We start from the raw sequence: 14994 nt of genomic DNA, 5'->3' as shown, positions 1-14994 counted from the left end.
ACTGTATATATATGGAAAATTTATCAACGGCCACTTTTGGTGGTGGATGTTTTTGGTGTATTGAAGCTGTAATCCAGCGTTTAGACGGAATTAAATCAATAAAATCTGGTTATTCAGATGGTTTTATAAAAAATCCAGCGTATCGCGAAGTCTGCACCGGCCGAACAGGACACGCAGAAGTAATTCAGGTAACTTTTGATCCTGACATTATTTCATATCATGACTTGATTTTTATTTTTATGACAAGCCACGATCCAACAACTTTAAATCGTCAAGGCGGCGACAGTGGAACTCAATACCGATCAATCGTGTTGTATCATGATGATGCGCAGAAAGAAATCGCAGAACAAGTATTTAAAGAAGTACAGCCTGCGTATATTGATCCGATTGTAACACAATTGAAACCCTTTGAAGTTTTTTATGAAGCTGAGGATTATCATCAAAACTATTACAATAACAATCAGGAAGCTGGTTACTGTCAGGTTGTGATTGACCCGAAGATTCAAAAACTTAAAAAAATGTATGCCGATCGATTGATTGGCTAATGTAAAGTTTACCACAGATTAAAAGGTTTAAAATTCTGATAATTATTTATTCTGTGGTAAAAGAAAGAAACAAAAATGAAAAGTTTAAAAATACATAATCGTTTTACTGCGGAATTGCCTGCTGATCCTGAAACTATAAATGAAGTTCGTCAGGTAAAAAATACGCTGTTCTCGTATGTAAATCCAACAAAACCTTCTGATCCAAAACTAATTCACACATCTGAAGATGTAGCTGAAATGGTGGGGATTTCAAAAGAAGAAATCAATTCTGAAGAGTTTTTAAATGTTTTTTCTGGAAAAGAAATTCTTTCGGAAACACAACCTTATGCTATGTGTTACGCCGGACATCAATTTGGAAACTGGGCTGGACAATTAGGCGACGGACGTGCAATCAATTTAACGGAAGTTGAAAACAAAGGTCAGTTTTATACACTTCAGTTGAAAGGTGCCGGAAAAACTCCGTATTCCAGAACTGCCGATGGTTTGGCTGTTTTACGTTCTTCGATACGTGAATATTTATGTGCCGAAGCTATGTATCATTTGGGCGTTCCCACTACCCGATCTCTTTCGCTAATGCTTTCTGGAGATCAGGTTTTGCGTGATATTTTATATAATGGAAATCCAGCTTATGAAAAAGGTGCTGTGGTTTGTCGTGTTGCTCCTTCATTTATTCGTTTTGGAAGTTTTGAAATGCTGGCTGCTCGTAATGAACTTACAAATTTAAAGCAGTTTGTCGAGTTTACAATTAAGCATTACTTTCCTGAAATTACGGGAGAACCAAAAGAGCAATATCTACAGTTTTTTCAAAAAGTAGCTGATTCAACTCGTAAAATGATTGTTGACTGGCAGCGAGTTGGTTTTGTCCATGGAGTAATGAATACTGATAATATGTCTATTCATGGAATCACGATTGATTACGGGCCATACGGATGGCTGGAAGATTTTGATCCGACTTGGACTCCGAATACAACTGACAGCCAATATAGAAGATATCGATATGGAAATCAGCCTCAAATTGCACAATGGAATTTGTATCAATTAGCCAATGCGCTTTATCCATTAATAAACGAAGCAGCACCGTTAGAAAAGATATTAGAATCTTTTATGACAGATTTTAGTGCTGACTATAAAGAAATGTTTTTAAGTAAATTAGGTTTGTTTACTTCAACTGAAACTGACAATCAGTTAATTGATGATTTAGAAATTAATCTGCAGCTGACGGAAACTGATATGACAATCTTTTTTAGAAATTTAAGCTTGGTTGAAAAATCAGATTTTGCTCCAGAAGCAATTGAAAAAATCAAATATGCGTTTTATAAACCAGAAGAATTTACAGGTGAAGTTTCTGAAAAATGGACCAAATGGTTTTCTGAATATTTAGAAAGACTAAAAGCTGAAGCATTATCCGATCATGAGCGTTCACAAAAAATGAACCGAATCAATCCTAAATATGTACTTCGAAATTATATGGCGCAATTGGCCATCGATGCTGCCGATAAAGAAGATTATTCATTAATTGATGAATTGTACAAACTTTTGCAGAATCCATATGACGAACAACCGGAATACGAAAAATGGTTTGCCAAACGACCAGATTGGGCAAGATCTAAAGTAGGCTGTTCCATGCTTTCTTGTAGTTCTTAATTTTTTATTTGACACGAATTTCATGAATTAATCTTTTGTTAGTTCGAGCGGAGTCGAGAACGCTATAACATCTCGACTCCGCTCGATGTGACAAAAAAAAATTGAAATTCGTGGCTAAATTATTTTGATGTAATATAATCCACAATCATATTGGCATGGATTCTTGAGTTTTCAATAAACCATTTATGTGTCTGCATTCCTCCGCAGACAACACCAGCCAAGAATAAACCTTCAACATTCGTTTCCATAGTTTCAGGATTATATACCGGAATTTTTAGCTCATCATCAGAAAGCTGAATTCCCATTTTTTCCAAGAAATTCAAATCTGGTTTGTAACCTGTTAAGGCCAGAACAAAATCATTTTCAATTGTAACTTTTCCTTCAGGAGTTTCAATCTCCACTTCGTTTTCTCTTATTTCTGTAATATTGGATTGAAAATACGCTTTAATACTTCCTTCGGCAATTCTGTTTTCAATATCGGGTTTTACCCAATATTTCACTCTGCTGTTAATTTCGTTTTTGCGAATCACCATGGTTACGTTTGCCCCTTTTCGCCAGCATTCCAAGGCTGCATCAACAGATGAATTATTGGCTCCAACAACCAAAATATTTCTAAAAGCATATTCATGAGCTTCCTTATAGTAATGACGCACTTTTGAAAGCTCTTCTCCTTTTACATTCATTGTAATCGGAATGTCATAAAAACCAGTTGCTATAACCACATTTTTAGCACAGTATGAATTCTTATTGGTTATAACTTCAAAAACTGAAGTTTGATTTTTCTTAATTTCTGTTACTTTTTCAAATAAATGAATTTTGAAATTAAAATAACGGTGTATGTTTCGATAGTATTCTAAAGCTTCTTGTCGGCCTGGTTTGGGCGCCAGACAATTGAATGGAATATCTCCAATTTCAAGTCTTTCAGCAGTAGAAAAAAAGGTCATATACAGTGGGTAATTGAAAATACTGTTTACCAGTGCACCTTTTTCTATAATTAAGTAATGTAAATCTTTCTTTTGTGCTTCTATTGCGCAAGCAAGTCCAATAGGGCCGCCTCCTACAATAATTAAATCATATTGATCTGTCATAAGTTATTCTTTTGCCCAATTTTTAAAAGGATTTTTACTTAAATAGGCATTGTAGTATCTTTCGTCATTGGTAACTTCTTCGCCCAGCCATTGTGGTTTATCAAAGTCTTCTGTTTCAGATTGAAGTTCGATTTCGGCCATAATTAAACCTTCGTTTTCGCCGTAGAATTCATCCACTTCAAAAATGTGGTTACCCGATTTAATTTCGTATCGGGTTTTCTCAATTTTTCCTTTTTCACAGAGTTTAAGCAATTCGACAGCTTCGTCAATTGGAATTTGATTTTCCCATTCAAAACGTGACATACCGCCCTGATGTCCAACACCTTTTATAGTTAAAAACGCTTTTTCTCCTTTGATTCTAACACGAACTGTTCTTTCCGGAATTGAACTCAAATATCCTTGTGCAATATTATTTTTTGCAAAAGCCTGTTCTTTAAAATCATCTGATTTTACAAGAAACTTTCTTTCTATTTCGAGCATTTTGGGTCTAAATTAATTTTACTGCAAGTTACTTAATTTAATTAAGTCAAAGAGTCAAAAAATCAAATTTGATGCCTCTTAAAATTCTTAATTTTGAGATAGTATCTTATAAATTCAAAACCAATTTACCTGATTATTAACATATTAAAATTTTTATTTTGAGTAAATTTGATAGAACTATAGAATCAAAAACCATGTCTAAAAAAGCACTTTATCTATTTGGTATTGTTCTTAGTATTGTTTTAGGCACTATTTTATATCTGAAATTCTGCTGTAATTGTGATACTGAAATCCCTTGAAGTGAAAAATAAAAGAACAGTACTTACATACATAACTAAAATATTGTATCATGAATGTGCCCTGTATTTTAATACCAATTTTAGTGGGTTTATTTTGCGGAATCCTAGGTTATTTACTAGGAAAACTGAACTCAAAAAATGATGATGCACTTGTAGCATCTCTTCAGGCAGATTTAGATGCCTCTAAAGCACATACGAAAAGCTTAACGAAAAAAATAGATACTTTGGAAGCAGATTTACTTTCAAAAAGAAAAACAAAAGCGCCAAAAGTTATTATTGCCGAAGTTCCACCACCATTTGATGCTGTAACTGCTTCGAATGTTTTAGGAAAAAATATAAAGGAAAATGATTTGAAAATTGTTGAAGGAATAGGTCCTAAAATTGAAAGCTTATTTCATGAAGCTGGAATTCTAACTTGGCGCGATCTTTCTGAAGCGCCTACAGAAAAATTACAATCTATTTTGGATGCGGGTGGCGAAAATTACGCGATTCACAATCCAAGTACTTGGGCAAAACAATCTTTATTTGCTTACGAAGGCAGATGGCAGGAATTGAAAGACTGGCATGAAAGTCTTCTTGGCGGTAAAGAATAAAAATACATTAGAAAAGCTGTTTTGAATACCTTCTTTTCTTAACTAAAAAAACTCGAATCCCAATTTTCAGTTTTATCATACCACAATTGTCCTTTTGAAACTTTTAACGGACAATCAAAATTGTTTGTATACAATGCACCAGTTCCCAATCCTTGCGGCATATCTGAATTTAAGGTAAAAGTCCATTGTGCGATAGCATTTAAACCAATATTACTTTCTAATGCCGATGTAATCCACCAGCCAATGTTGTATTTTTCAGCCAGAGAAATCCATTCTTGTGTTCCTTTATAACCTCCCAAAAAACTTGGTTTTAAAATGATGTATTGTGGTTGTATTTTTTGAAGTAATGCTTCTTTAGCTTCAAATGAAAAAACGCCAATTAATTCTTCATCCAATGCAATCGGGAAAGGCGTCTGCTGACATAAATCTGCCATCGCTTGCAAATTCCCTTTTTTAATTGGCTGTTCAATACTATGTAATTGAAATACATTTAACTGATTCAATTTATCTAAAGCTTCGCTTATAGGGAAAGCACCATTTGCATCGACTCTAATTTCAATTTGTTCTGCAGAAAAATGACTTCTTATAAATTGTAATAATTCTAATTCTTTATCAAAATCGATAGCGCCAATTTTGAGTTTTATACATTTAAAACCATCCCTTAATTTGGCTTCGATCTGCTGTTTCATGTATGAAGCTTCACCCATCCAAACCAAACCATTGATATCAATTGATTTTGTGGTATTGGTAAATTCTGAAGGAAATAACAAATAAGGTGTTTCACTTTTCAAGGATAAAAAAGCCATTTCTACACCAAACTGAATGGAAGGAAATTCTAATAAAGCATTCCATAAAGCTTCTTCTCCTAAATGAATATTATCACAGGTCCATTTTAGTTTTTCTTCATAATCATCTCGGTCATCAGCACTTAAACCTCGTAAAATACCGCACTCTCCTATTCCTTTTTTACCGTTTTCTTCCAAAACAATAAACCAGGTTTCTTTTTCGGTCATAATTCCTCTCGAAGTACCAGACGGAACTTTGAATTCGAGCATGTATTTGTAATAACTGGCTTTCATTTTTAAGTTGATAAGTTATAAGAGACTAAGCTTAATGGTATAATTTTAATATTTTTTCGAAATCTTTTGATGGCAGACCAGCTTTTTCGAAAACAGCAAAATCTTGTTTTGTTTTTTCTTTCCAGCTCACATTATCGGTTACATTTTGATCCTGATACTTTTTGTAAATGGCTTTGGCATCACTATAATTATTGCTTACTAAATAAACATGCGCTAGATTTAGTTTTACCAATAATTCAGTATCGTCCAATTTTTCGCCTTCTTGTAGAAATTTCAAAGCTTTCGCATATTGTTTGGTTAGAATATAAGAGTATCCAATTGTACTGTAATCTAATGCTGTTGCTTTTCCGTCATTTATTATCGTGCTTATTTTTTGAATGGCTTCGTTGTATTTCTGCTGTTTGATTAATGTTGCAGCTTGATTTCGTAAATCATTGTAGATGTTTTTAGAAATGTCGGCATCATTATAACAGGCATTTCCAAAATCTTTATACACTTTCGTTTTTTCTACGGCTAACAATTTCTGAAATTCGCCATAACGATATTGCTTCATGATTTTATCAAGAATACAAACGCAAAAATCATCTGAATTGGCCATTTTCTGTGCCATTGTAGATGTTTTACACAAACTAATAATTTCGTTTTTATTATCCTGATTCCAGCCTCTGTTTAGTTTTGTATCTACCCAAGGCACAACTTCCAGAACGATTTTCTGACTTAAAAACCAGTTTTTGCTTTCAAAACCAAACCATATAGAAGTTGTGTTTTGTTTTAAACACGAATTTTTATCGAGTGAAATTCGTTTAGCGTCTTTACTTACTGGTTCTGACTGCGAAAAACAGGCTGAATCTACTTTTCCGTCTGTTTTGTATTTTTTTGCATTGGCATCAGAAGTAAATAACGAATATGTACATTGATCGTCACCAGAAATTTTAGACATTAAAAACACGGCTCCGGCAGATCCTTGACCAATTCCGTATGGATCTGGAATTGCTTTTAAAAGCGAAACCAGACTATTTGCCATTTGCTGGTTTTTATCTAAAAGTGTGATTCTGTAGACAATTTCGGTAGTTCCAACGGGAAGATCTTCGGTTTTAATGATAGTTCTTTCGCCAGCAGAAACCATGATTTCTTTGGTTGTGGCACGTTCTTTATCCCAATAACCGTCTTTCTGAGCGAAAGTACTTCCGGTTGAAGCCAGTAAAAGGATTAGAAATATTCTTTTGAAATTCATATTCTGAACGATATGAGATTTGAATAATGTAGTAAAAATAATTTGTAATGAAAACCAGTGCCCTAGCCCCGATAGAAGCGATATCCTTTTGTGCCTGTCCACAAAGATTGGAAAGGCACAAAAGATATAGCGGATAGCGGGATTAGCTCCTTATTATAATTCTATTGATTCTCCGATTGGCAAAAGCATTAAATCTTTTCCTTTATCGAAAAATTTACGAATTGATTCTTCATGGTTGATTTCGATATAGCCAAAAGTATCAAAGTGATATCCTAGAACTTTATCGCATTCTACAAAATCTGAAGCGATGATAGCATCTTCAACATCCATTGTGAAATTATTACCAATAGGAAGAATGGCTAAATCTAATTTTGTACGCATTGGGATCAATTTCATATCCATTGTAAGAGCGGTATCGCCTGCAATATAAATGTTTTTATGCTCGCCTTCGATTACAAAACCGCCGGGATTTCCGCCGTAACTTCCGTCAGGAAAAGAACTAGAATGAATAGCATTTACATATTTTACTTTTCCAAAATCGAATTTCCAGCTTCCGCCATGATTCATTGGGTGGCTGTTAAAACCCAATTTTGCGTAATAGCTTGCAATTTCTGCATTTGAAACAATCACTGCATTGGTTGCTTTTGCAATAGCTTCAACATCCAGAACGTGATCTCCGTGTGCGTGTGTAAGCAGGATATAATCTGCTTTTAATGATTTTATATCGACATGCGCCGCGGCAGGATTTCCTGTAATAAATGGGTCAACAATAATATGTTTTCCTCCTACTTCAATTCCTAAAGCTGCGTGTCCGTAATAGGTTATTTTCATTTTTAATACATTTTTTTAAGTTAAACTTGAGTTTATCTTCCGCCCATAAAAAGGTTAACAAAAATATCTGCTGCTAACGAAATCATACAGATTGTTAGCAGTATCGAAAGCAGAAATGTGCTTAATGCCAGTTTTTTCAATTCAGGATCTAATAACTTAGGATTCTGATTTTTATAAACTGTAATTAAATGTTTAGTTAAAGGAATATACGCTAGTAAGAATAAATATTGGTCTAAACGGTAATCACTTAAAACAGCAAAAACAACTACCAAAACCATAGCGCTTATAATTAAAGCAAAGTGATAGTTTTTTGCTTTTTTGCCGCCTATTTGAACCACAATTGTATTTTTTCCTGATTTGCGGTCGGATTCTTCGTCGCGCATATTGTTTAGGTTTAAAACACCTACACTTAATAAACCAATGGCAACAGCTGGTAGAATCAATAACGGATCTACTTCTTTTGAATATAAAAAGTTTACTCCAAGTGTACTTACCAAACCAAAAAAGATGAAAACGAATAAGTCGCCAAATCCTTTATAGCCATAAGCCGAATTTCCAACTGTATAACGAATTGCAGAAACAATTGCCGCAATTCCAAGTAATAAGAAAAAGATAGAGTATCCAAAGTTATCTTTTCCAAAAGCAAAATAAATCAAGGTAATAGCTGATAATAAAGTCAGTAATGACGTAATTATTATCGCTTTTTTCATGGCTTGCGGTGTAATGATTCCGCTTTGAATAGCACGCTGCGGACCAACACGATCAGCATTATCGGTTCCTTTTACACCATCGCCGTAATCGTTAGCAAAATTAGATAATACTTGCAAACCAAGTGTTGTTAAAAGGGCAAAACCAAATATTTTCCAGCTGAAAACTTCTGTTGGAGTATTAATGGTTTCTGTTGGATTTGAAAGCGCGTATATACTTCCAACAATAATTCCAGAAACTGATAAAGGTAATGTGCGCAGTCTTGCGGCTTCAATCCAATGTTTCATATTTAAATTTTAGATTTTAGAATATAGATTTTAGATTATTCTGATTTAAAAAATTAAGATTAAAAAAATCTGAAATCAGACATCTAAAATTATTTACGGGATCCATTTATTTTCACCGAAGTTTGGTTTTCTTTTCTCTAAAAAGGCATTTCTTCCTTCTTTTGCTTCTTCGGTCATGTAAGCCAAACGAGTCGCTTCTCCTGCAAATACTTGTTGTCCAACCATGCCATCATCGGTTAAGTTCATAGCGAATTTCAGCATTTTGATTGATGTTGGAGATTTTTGAAGAATTTCCTGAGCCCATTCGTATGCAGTTGCTTCAAGTTCGTCATGAGGTATAACGGCATTTACCATTCCCATTTCAAAAGCTTCTTGTGCAGAATAGTTTCTTCCTAAAAAGAAAATTTCGCGGGCTTTTTTCTGCCCAACCATTTTAGCTAAGTAAGCAGATCCATACCCTCCATCGAAACTGGTAACATCAGCGTCAGTTTGTTTAAAAATAGCGTGTTCTTTACTAGCCAGTGTCATATCGCAAACAACATGTAAACTATGTCCGCCGCCTACAGCCCAGCCTGGCACTACGGCAATAACAACTTTTGGCATAAAACGAATTAATCGCTGCACTTCCAAAATATTCAAACGGTGCTGACCGTCATCACCAACATATCCTTGATGTCCGCGCGCATTTTGGTCACCTCCGCTGCAGAAAGAGTAAACTCCATCTTTAGTTGAAGGGCCTTCAGCAGAAAGCAAAACTACTCCAATTGAAGTATCTTCCTGTGCGTCGTAAAAAGCCTGGTATAATTCTGAAGTTGTTTTAGGTCTAAATGCGTTTCTAACATTTGGTCTGTTAAAAGCAATTCTTGCAACTCCGTTACATTTTTTATAGGTTATATCTTCAAATTCTCTGGCTGTAATCCAATCCATTTCTGTTTGTTTTGTTTAAAAAAATTATAGTGTAAAAATAAAGCATTTTTTACATTTTTAACTATTGATTTTATTTTAAGTAGCCGTTTATATTTGTTTCAATGTTAACAATTGTTGCTGCCTCACAAAAAATAACAATTTTTAACATTAGGTTTAGAAAATAATGAGTAATTTTACAGTCTAGAAATCAATGAGATACAAAGTATTTTATTGATATTAGATTGATTTTCTTTCACTGATTTATTAACCTAAAAAATGATTTTTTTGAGAAAACTTAAAAAATTTGTCGCTCAGTTTTTTATGGTTTTTAATACAAAACCTGTTAAGAACGAGCAAATGATTTATGTGTTTGTTGAGACTTCAAAAAAGAAATAGTAACACCTAAGGTTAAATGTTAGATTAGTACAAATTAATTAGTATATAAATTGAAATACGAAAAAGAGAAATACTAATTCACACTTTTCTAAAAGTTATTTTATAAACCAATGGATCTGCCGTGAAATTAATTTTTTGCTTTTAAAATAAACGTATCAATCATTTAAAAGACATACCATTCGAGAAAGTAATTTCTAAAATTCGTAAAGCTTTTATTTTCGAGATGGATTCGAATTTATTTTATTTCTGTTTTTTTTTAATTACAATTTTTTTTAAAACTAGAATAAAAAGGGAAAGGCTGCTTGTAATGAGCAGCCTTTCTTGTTATTATAGATTTAGTATATCCAAAAATGTAAATTCTAAATATAAAAATTCCAAATTCCAATGTTACTGTACAATCGGAATTTGGAATTTGTAGTTTGGAATTTTAATTTCTAGTTTTCTTTTACCAGATAAATTCCATCTTCTTTAATTTCAATGAGTTTTTCTTTATATAAGGCTCCAATTGCTTTTTTAAAGGTCTTTTTACTCATCTTTAAAACTGTTTTAATGTCTTCAGGGTGCGAATCATCATTTAAACGTAAAAAGCCTCTATTGGCTCTTAATTCATCTAATATTTTTTCTGCATTGGGTTCAACACCTTGATATCCCTCTATTTGAAGTATTACATCGATTTTATGATCCGGACGGATATTTTTGATATAACCTCGCATTCTGTCACCAGTTCTTATAGAATCGTCATAAACCTGATCTTTATATAAAAGTCCTTTGTGTTTTTCATTGATAATAACATTGATTCCCATGTCTGTAATATGCGAAACAATTAAATCAACTTCTTCTCCTTTTTCGACTGTTAAATTGTCGTTGTTCAAAAATTGGTTTGTTTTACTAGAAGCCACTAAACGATTGGTTTTAGTATCAAGATACAAGTATACCAAATAGCGTTTGCCTTTTTCCATTGGCCTTGCTTGTTCTTTAAACGGTACCAAAATATCTTTCTCCATTCCCCAATCCATAAATGCACCTACATTATTAATGTAATTTACGCGTAAAAGGGCAAATTCATTTAGAAAAATATAAGGTTTAAGCGTAGTAGCGACAGGACGCTGTTCGTGATCTAAATAAACGAAAACAATGATTTCTTCGCCAATTTCAAATTCATTCGGCACGTATTTATTAGGCAGTAAAACATCGTGAGTTCCTTCTGGATCTTCTTCAGGTTTTCCTAAAAATAATCCCACTTTGGTATCACGTAATATGGTAAGTGTATTGTATTTTCCTATTTCAAGCATTTTCTTTAAAATTCGAAGTTGATAAACAACTAAGTTTGCAGGCGCAAATGTACGAAGTTTGAAACTGGTAAACCCAAAATATTTGATATAAAAGAAAAAGCGCCACAGGGATGACGCTTTTGTTTTTTTGATTATTTATAAACACTTTCTTTTTTAAAGTGAATTGTAAGTAGATAATATACAACCACTCGGTACTTATGTTTATTGGATTTACCGTATTTTTCTATAACGGCTTCAATACCTTTATCCAATTCTGGACTATCTTTTAAGCCTAATTTTTTTATTAAAAAATTGTTTTTAACGGTTTCCAATTCAGATTTGTCGCTTCCTGCAACTGTAGCGGCATCATCTTTATAAATTGATGGTCCGCAGCCTATGGTTACTTTTGTTAATAAATCCATGTTTGGCGTAACGCCGCATTTATCTTTCAAATCAGCGGCATACTTTGCAATTAATTCTTCTCTTTTGCTCATAATACTTTATTTTGGTTACTATTTTTGAGTATCCAAATCTATAAAAGAACAAGATAAAAAACTAATTTTTAACAAAAATTAACTTACAATTAAATTAATTCTTTAAAATATTGCTTCAATATCGCATCATTTTCTGTTGTAGGCGTAAAAATTTCTAATAGCACAGGTTTATCCGATTGATAAAACAATTCTAGCTTTTGATTTAGTGAAGGTAAATCAGCAGCAGTTAAATAATTAAATTGATACATTTTGGCCAAATGCTCTGCTGTTAACTTATGCGAAGTTTCAAAATAGGTATTAAAAACCGGTTTTTCTTCATGACCTGGTAAAATCCTGAAGATTCCTCCTCCTCCATTATTAATCAAAACAATTTTGAAATTATTGGGAATATAAGAGTTCCACAAAGCATTGCTATCGTAAAAAAAGCTAATATCTCCGGTAATGAAAATAGTTTCCCTGCCGCTAGCAGCAGCTGCACCTATTGCAGTCGAAGTACTGCCGTCAATTCCGCTGGTTCCGCGATTGCAAAATACTTCAATAGAAGGATCAATATCGATTAATTGTGCATATCGAATAGCTGAACTATTACTAATTTGAAGCTGGCTATTTTTTGGAAGCGTCCCGATTACTTTTTCAAATACCTTAAAATCTGAGAAACCAATTTTTGATAAATATTCTTGTTTTTTGGTTTTTCTTAAATCATAAATGGTATCAATTTTTGAAAAATAATCGCTTAAAGCAAACTCTGTTTTTGGAAGCAGATTATTGAAGAAATCATTCGGTTCCATTACAAAATGTTTACTTAAAGCATTGAATGTATCATAAGCACGTAAAGTATCTATGTGCCAATGATGTACAGGTTTATATTTGCGTAAAAAAGCTTTAATACGTTTTGATACGATCATGCCTCCAAAAGTGATTAAAACCTCTGGCTCCAAATCTTTAAAATCAGCATCGTCAAACGGTGTAATCAAACTATCAATGCTGCTTACAAAACTAGGATGATGCAGATTTGATGTGGTTTCTGTAAGAACTACAATTGATGGATCTTTGGCAAAGTTGTCCAATATTTCGTGATCGATAGAATTTACGTCGTTGATACCGCCAATAAGAATTAATTTTCTTTTTGAAGAATTCCAAATGGAAACAATTTCTGCTTCATTTTCGATGATTTTGGTTTCTAGGACTTCTTCTAGACTTGTAATTTTTGGTTCAACTGAAAGTTCTGAAACCGTTTCATATAAAGGTTCTTCAAACGGGGCATTAATGTGTACTGGTCCTTTTTGAAGAATTGCTGTTTCAATTGCTTTATTAATCTTCAAATCATTTTCTGCGGAAGCTTCTTCGGTTAGATTGGCATTAAAAACAGAATGATTTAAAAATACATTTTCCTGACGAATCGTTTGTCCGTCTCCTATATCAATTTTACTTTGCGGACGATCCGCAGAAATCACGATTAATGGAATCTGACTGTAAAATGCTTCGGCAAGCGCTGGATAATAATTCAGCAATGCCGAACCTGAAGTACAAACAATAGCTGTTGGCTTTTTAATTTGCTGGGCAATTCCTAAAGCAAAAAAAGCAGCGCAGCGTTCGTCAGCAATACTGTAACAGGTAAAATTTGGATTTTGTGCGAAACCAATTGTCAAAGGTGCATTTCGTGAACCCGGAGAAATAATTATATTTTGAATTCCTTTTGCTGCACAAATTTCAATAATACTTTGTGCAAGCGGTATTTTGGGGTAAATCATTATAAAATAGGTATATAATTTTTTAAAGAAAATTCTTATTTCAAATCCTCTTTTATAAATACAAAGTTACAATTTTCACATTGGATTTAACTTATATATTAGGAAGATATTAAGAGTGATTTTGGAAAAAGAGAATATATTTGTAAATTCTAATTTTCCTTAATAAAAACGAACACTTTATGCGTTTCTTATATTTACTTTTCTTTGTTATTTCGATACAAACTATAAATTCTCAAAATCAGTTTATTGGAGACGAAATTCCATACAAAACAGCTTTAGAAACAGCTAAAACAAACGGGAAACCAGTTTTTGTGATGTTGTTTGCTGACTGGTGTCCGCATTGTAATTTAATGAAAAAAGAAGTTTTCAGCGATCCAAGTGTGATGGATTTCTTGAATAAAAATTATGTATGCATTTGGAAGAATATTGAAAAAGAAGAAGGAACAGCGCTTAAAAATAAATTTAAAACCAGATCTCTTCCTGCCTTTTTATTTTTGGATTCTAATGAAACGCTTTTGTATGCTTTAAAAGGAGAAATGAAGAAACAGGATTTTCTGGCTGAAGCAAATTATGCGTTGAATCCAAAATTTCAGCTTCCTTATCTGGAAAAGGAATTTTTAGCTGATCCTGGAAATGTTACCAAATTCTTTACGTATTTGAATACTCTAAAAAAAGGAGCTGATAGAACTGAATTATCGATTCCGACACACATTTACTTAAATACGCAATCTGATCAGCAATTAGTTACAGAAACTAATTGGAGAGTTATTGCAAATGGTGTCACTGATATTAAATCGAGAGAATTTCAATATGTTTTGCAGCATCAGAAAGATTTTGCAGCAGTGGCTTCGCAAAACCGTGTTGATCGTAAAATCGAAAATATTGTGACTGAACTTCTGCGTCCTCTAGTTGATGGAATGGATACGGTCAATTATTATAAACAAAGAGAAGTTGCGAAATCAATCCGCCTGCAAAAAACGGATTCTTTGGTTTTTAAATTTGATTTAACGCTCGCCGAACGTACCGAAAATTGGAAATTTTATAAAAAAGTAACTTCTGAAGATACTGAAAAATTAGCTTGGAATGATGCGAGTTTTCTAAAAGATATTGGACAAACGTATTTAAAACATATTGATGATGCCGATGATCTTAAAAAATCAATTTCTTGGGTAAAACATTCGTTGGAATTAAGCGATTCATTTGATGGAAATTTACTAGCAGCCCGACTTTACAATAAAATTAAAGATAAAAAATCAGCTCTTAAGTATGCGAAAGACGCCAAAGCAATTGGCAAGGAAATGGGCTGGAATACAAATGATGTTGACACTTTACTAGCTGAACTAGCCAAAAAATAAAACAATTTTCGAATTGATTATAATTCGGAACAA

At 33.2% G+C, this 14994-nt stretch carries 14 protein-coding genes; 4 read left to right on the top strand and 10 right to left on the bottom strand.

Annotated elements, in window-relative coordinates; genetic code table 11:
• The first annotated feature begins 11 nt into the window (after window positions 1-11).
• Entirely contained in the window at window positions 12-545 is a 534-nt protein-coding gene (gene msrA / locus P2W75_RS08155; protein WP_207296226.1) for a peptide-methionine (S)-S-oxide reductase MsrA, read from the top strand.
• Window positions 546-620: 75 nt separating this feature from the next.
• Window positions 621-2189, top strand: coding sequence for a YdiU family protein (locus P2W75_RS08150; protein WP_276379972.1), 1569 nt, complete (start codon window positions 621-623; stop codon window positions 2187-2189).
• Window positions 2190-2308: 119 nt separating this feature from the next.
• Here P2W75_RS08150 and P2W75_RS08145 read toward each other — a convergent pair whose 3' ends face one another.
• Window positions 2309-3277, bottom strand: a complete 969-nt coding sequence (locus tag P2W75_RS08145) for a YpdA family putative bacillithiol disulfide reductase (protein ID WP_276379971.1) — start codon at window positions 3275-3277, stop codon at window positions 2309-2311.
• Window positions 3278-3280: 3 nt separating this feature from the next.
• Window positions 3281-3757 (bottom strand): CYTH domain-containing protein, encoded by a 477-nt coding sequence (locus P2W75_RS08140; protein WP_276379970.1) that lies wholly within the window; start codon window positions 3755-3757, stop codon window positions 3281-3283.
• Between the two features lie 349 nt (window positions 3758-4106).
• Between P2W75_RS08140 and P2W75_RS08135 the strand changes: the two genes are divergently transcribed.
• The gene (locus tag P2W75_RS08135) at window positions 4107-4649 is read left to right on the top strand and encodes a hypothetical protein (protein WP_276379969.1); all 543 of its coding nucleotides are present in this window, start codon (window positions 4107-4109) and stop codon (window positions 4647-4649) included.
• A 38-nt stretch (window positions 4650-4687) separates the two neighbouring features.
• On the opposite strand, the gene P2W75_RS08130 is transcribed toward P2W75_RS08135, so the two are convergent.
• The 8 genes from P2W75_RS08130 to menD all read right to left on the bottom strand — a co-directional run bounded on the left by P2W75_RS08130 (window position 4688) and on the right by menD (window position 13606).
• Complete coding sequence (locus P2W75_RS08130; RefSeq protein ID WP_276379968.1) at window positions 4688-5728, bottom strand: o-succinylbenzoate synthase; 1041 nt, start codon at window positions 5726-5728, stop codon at window positions 4688-4690.
• Window positions 5729-5759: 31 nt separating this feature from the next.
• On the bottom strand, window positions 5760-6962 hold the full coding sequence (locus tag P2W75_RS08125) for a tetratricopeptide repeat protein (protein WP_276379967.1): 1203 nt from the start codon (window positions 6960-6962) through the stop codon (window positions 5760-5762).
• Window positions 6963-7115: 153 nt separating this feature from the next.
• A complete protein-coding gene (locus P2W75_RS08120; RefSeq protein WP_276379966.1) occupies window positions 7116-7793 on the bottom strand; it encodes a metal-dependent hydrolase in 678 nt (225 codons plus the stop codon).
• 32 nt (window positions 7794-7825) lie between these two features.
• On the bottom strand, window positions 7826-8788 hold the full coding sequence (gene menA, locus P2W75_RS08115) for a 1,4-dihydroxy-2-naphthoate octaprenyltransferase (protein ID WP_276379965.1): 963 nt from the start codon (window positions 8786-8788) through the stop codon (window positions 7826-7828).
• A 93-nt stretch (window positions 8789-8881) separates the two neighbouring features.
• A complete protein-coding gene (locus P2W75_RS08110; protein WP_111369033.1) occupies window positions 8882-9715 on the bottom strand; it encodes a 1,4-dihydroxy-2-naphthoyl-CoA synthase in 834 nt (277 codons plus the stop codon).
• Between the two features lie 809 nt (window positions 9716-10524).
• The gene (locus P2W75_RS08105) at window positions 10525-11382 is read right to left on the bottom strand and encodes a S1 RNA-binding domain-containing protein (RefSeq protein WP_276379964.1); all 858 of its coding nucleotides are present in this window, start codon (window positions 11380-11382) and stop codon (window positions 10525-10527) included.
• 131 nt (window positions 11383-11513) lie between these two features.
• Window positions 11514-11855, bottom strand: a complete 342-nt coding sequence (locus P2W75_RS08100) for a DUF2853 family protein (protein ID WP_207296216.1) — start codon at window positions 11853-11855, stop codon at window positions 11514-11516.
• Window positions 11856-11944: 89 nt separating this feature from the next.
• Window positions 11945-13606 carry a 2-succinyl-5-enolpyruvyl-6-hydroxy-3-cyclohexene-1-carboxylic-acid synthase gene (menD, locus tag P2W75_RS08095; RefSeq protein WP_276379963.1) on the bottom strand — a complete coding sequence of 554 codons (1662 nt, stop codon included), beginning with the start codon at window positions 13604-13606 and terminating at the stop codon, window positions 11945-11947.
• Window positions 13607-13785: 179 nt separating this feature from the next.
• Between menD and P2W75_RS08090 the strand changes: the two genes are divergently transcribed.
• Window positions 13786-14961 carry a thioredoxin fold domain-containing protein gene (locus P2W75_RS08090; protein ID WP_207296214.1) on the top strand — a complete coding sequence of 392 codons (1176 nt, stop codon included), beginning with the start codon at window positions 13786-13788 and terminating at the stop codon, window positions 14959-14961.
• The last annotated feature ends 33 nt before the right edge of the window (window positions 14962-14994 follow it).

Source organism: Flavobacterium sp. H4147 (assembly GCF_029360735.1).
GTDB lineage: Bacteria > Bacteroidota > Bacteroidia > Flavobacteriales > Flavobacteriaceae > Flavobacterium > Flavobacterium endoglycinae.
The sequence above is the reverse complement of the archived record's forward strand: the minus strand, read 5'-3'. Positions and strand labels throughout refer to the sequence as shown.

Bases quoted from the DNA above. Each gene is read 5' to 3' on its own strand.
- menA (WP_276379965.1), bottom strand. From the start codon at position 8,788: ATGAAACATTGGATTGAAGCCGCAAGACTGCGCACATTACCTTTATCA.
- P2W75_RS08135 (WP_276379969.1), top strand. From the start codon at position 4,107: ATGAATGTGCCCTGTATTTTAATACCAATTTTAGTGGGTTTATTTTGC.
- P2W75_RS08105 (WP_276379964.1), bottom strand. From the start codon at position 11,382: ATGCTTGAAATAGGAAAATACAATACACTTACCATATTACGTGATACC.
- P2W75_RS08120 (WP_276379966.1), bottom strand. From the start codon at position 7,793: ATGAAAATAACCTATTACGGACACGCAGCTTTAGGAATTGAAGTAGGA.
- P2W75_RS08140 (WP_276379970.1), bottom strand. From the start codon at position 3,757: ATGCTCGAAATAGAAAGAAAGTTTCTTGTAAAATCAGATGATTTTAAA.
- msrA (WP_207296226.1), top strand. From the start codon at position 12: ATGGAAAATTTATCAACGGCCACTTTTGGTGGTGGATGTTTTTGGTGT.
- P2W75_RS08100 (WP_207296216.1), bottom strand. From the start codon at position 11,855: ATGAGCAAAAGAGAAGAATTAATTGCAAAGTATGCCGCTGATTTGAAA.
- menD (WP_276379963.1), bottom strand. From the start codon at position 13,606: ATGATTTACCCCAAAATACCGCTTGCACAAAGTATTATTGAAATTTGT.
- P2W75_RS08110 (WP_111369033.1), bottom strand. From the start codon at position 9,715: ATGGATTGGATTACAGCCAGAGAATTTGAAGATATAACCTATAAAAAA.
- P2W75_RS08130 (WP_276379968.1), bottom strand. From the start codon at position 5,728: ATGAAAGCCAGTTATTACAAATACATGCTCGAATTCAAAGTTCCGTCT.
- P2W75_RS08125 (WP_276379967.1), bottom strand. From the start codon at position 6,962: ATGAATTTCAAAAGAATATTTCTAATCCTTTTACTGGCTTCAACCGGA.
- P2W75_RS08150 (WP_276379972.1), top strand. From the start codon at position 621: ATGAAAAGTTTAAAAATACATAATCGTTTTACTGCGGAATTGCCTGCT.
- P2W75_RS08145 (WP_276379971.1), bottom strand. From the start codon at position 3,277: ATGACAGATCAATATGATTTAATTATTGTAGGAGGCGGCCCTATTGGA.
- P2W75_RS08090 (WP_207296214.1), top strand. From the start codon at position 13,786: ATGCGTTTCTTATATTTACTTTTCTTTGTTATTTCGATACAAACTATA.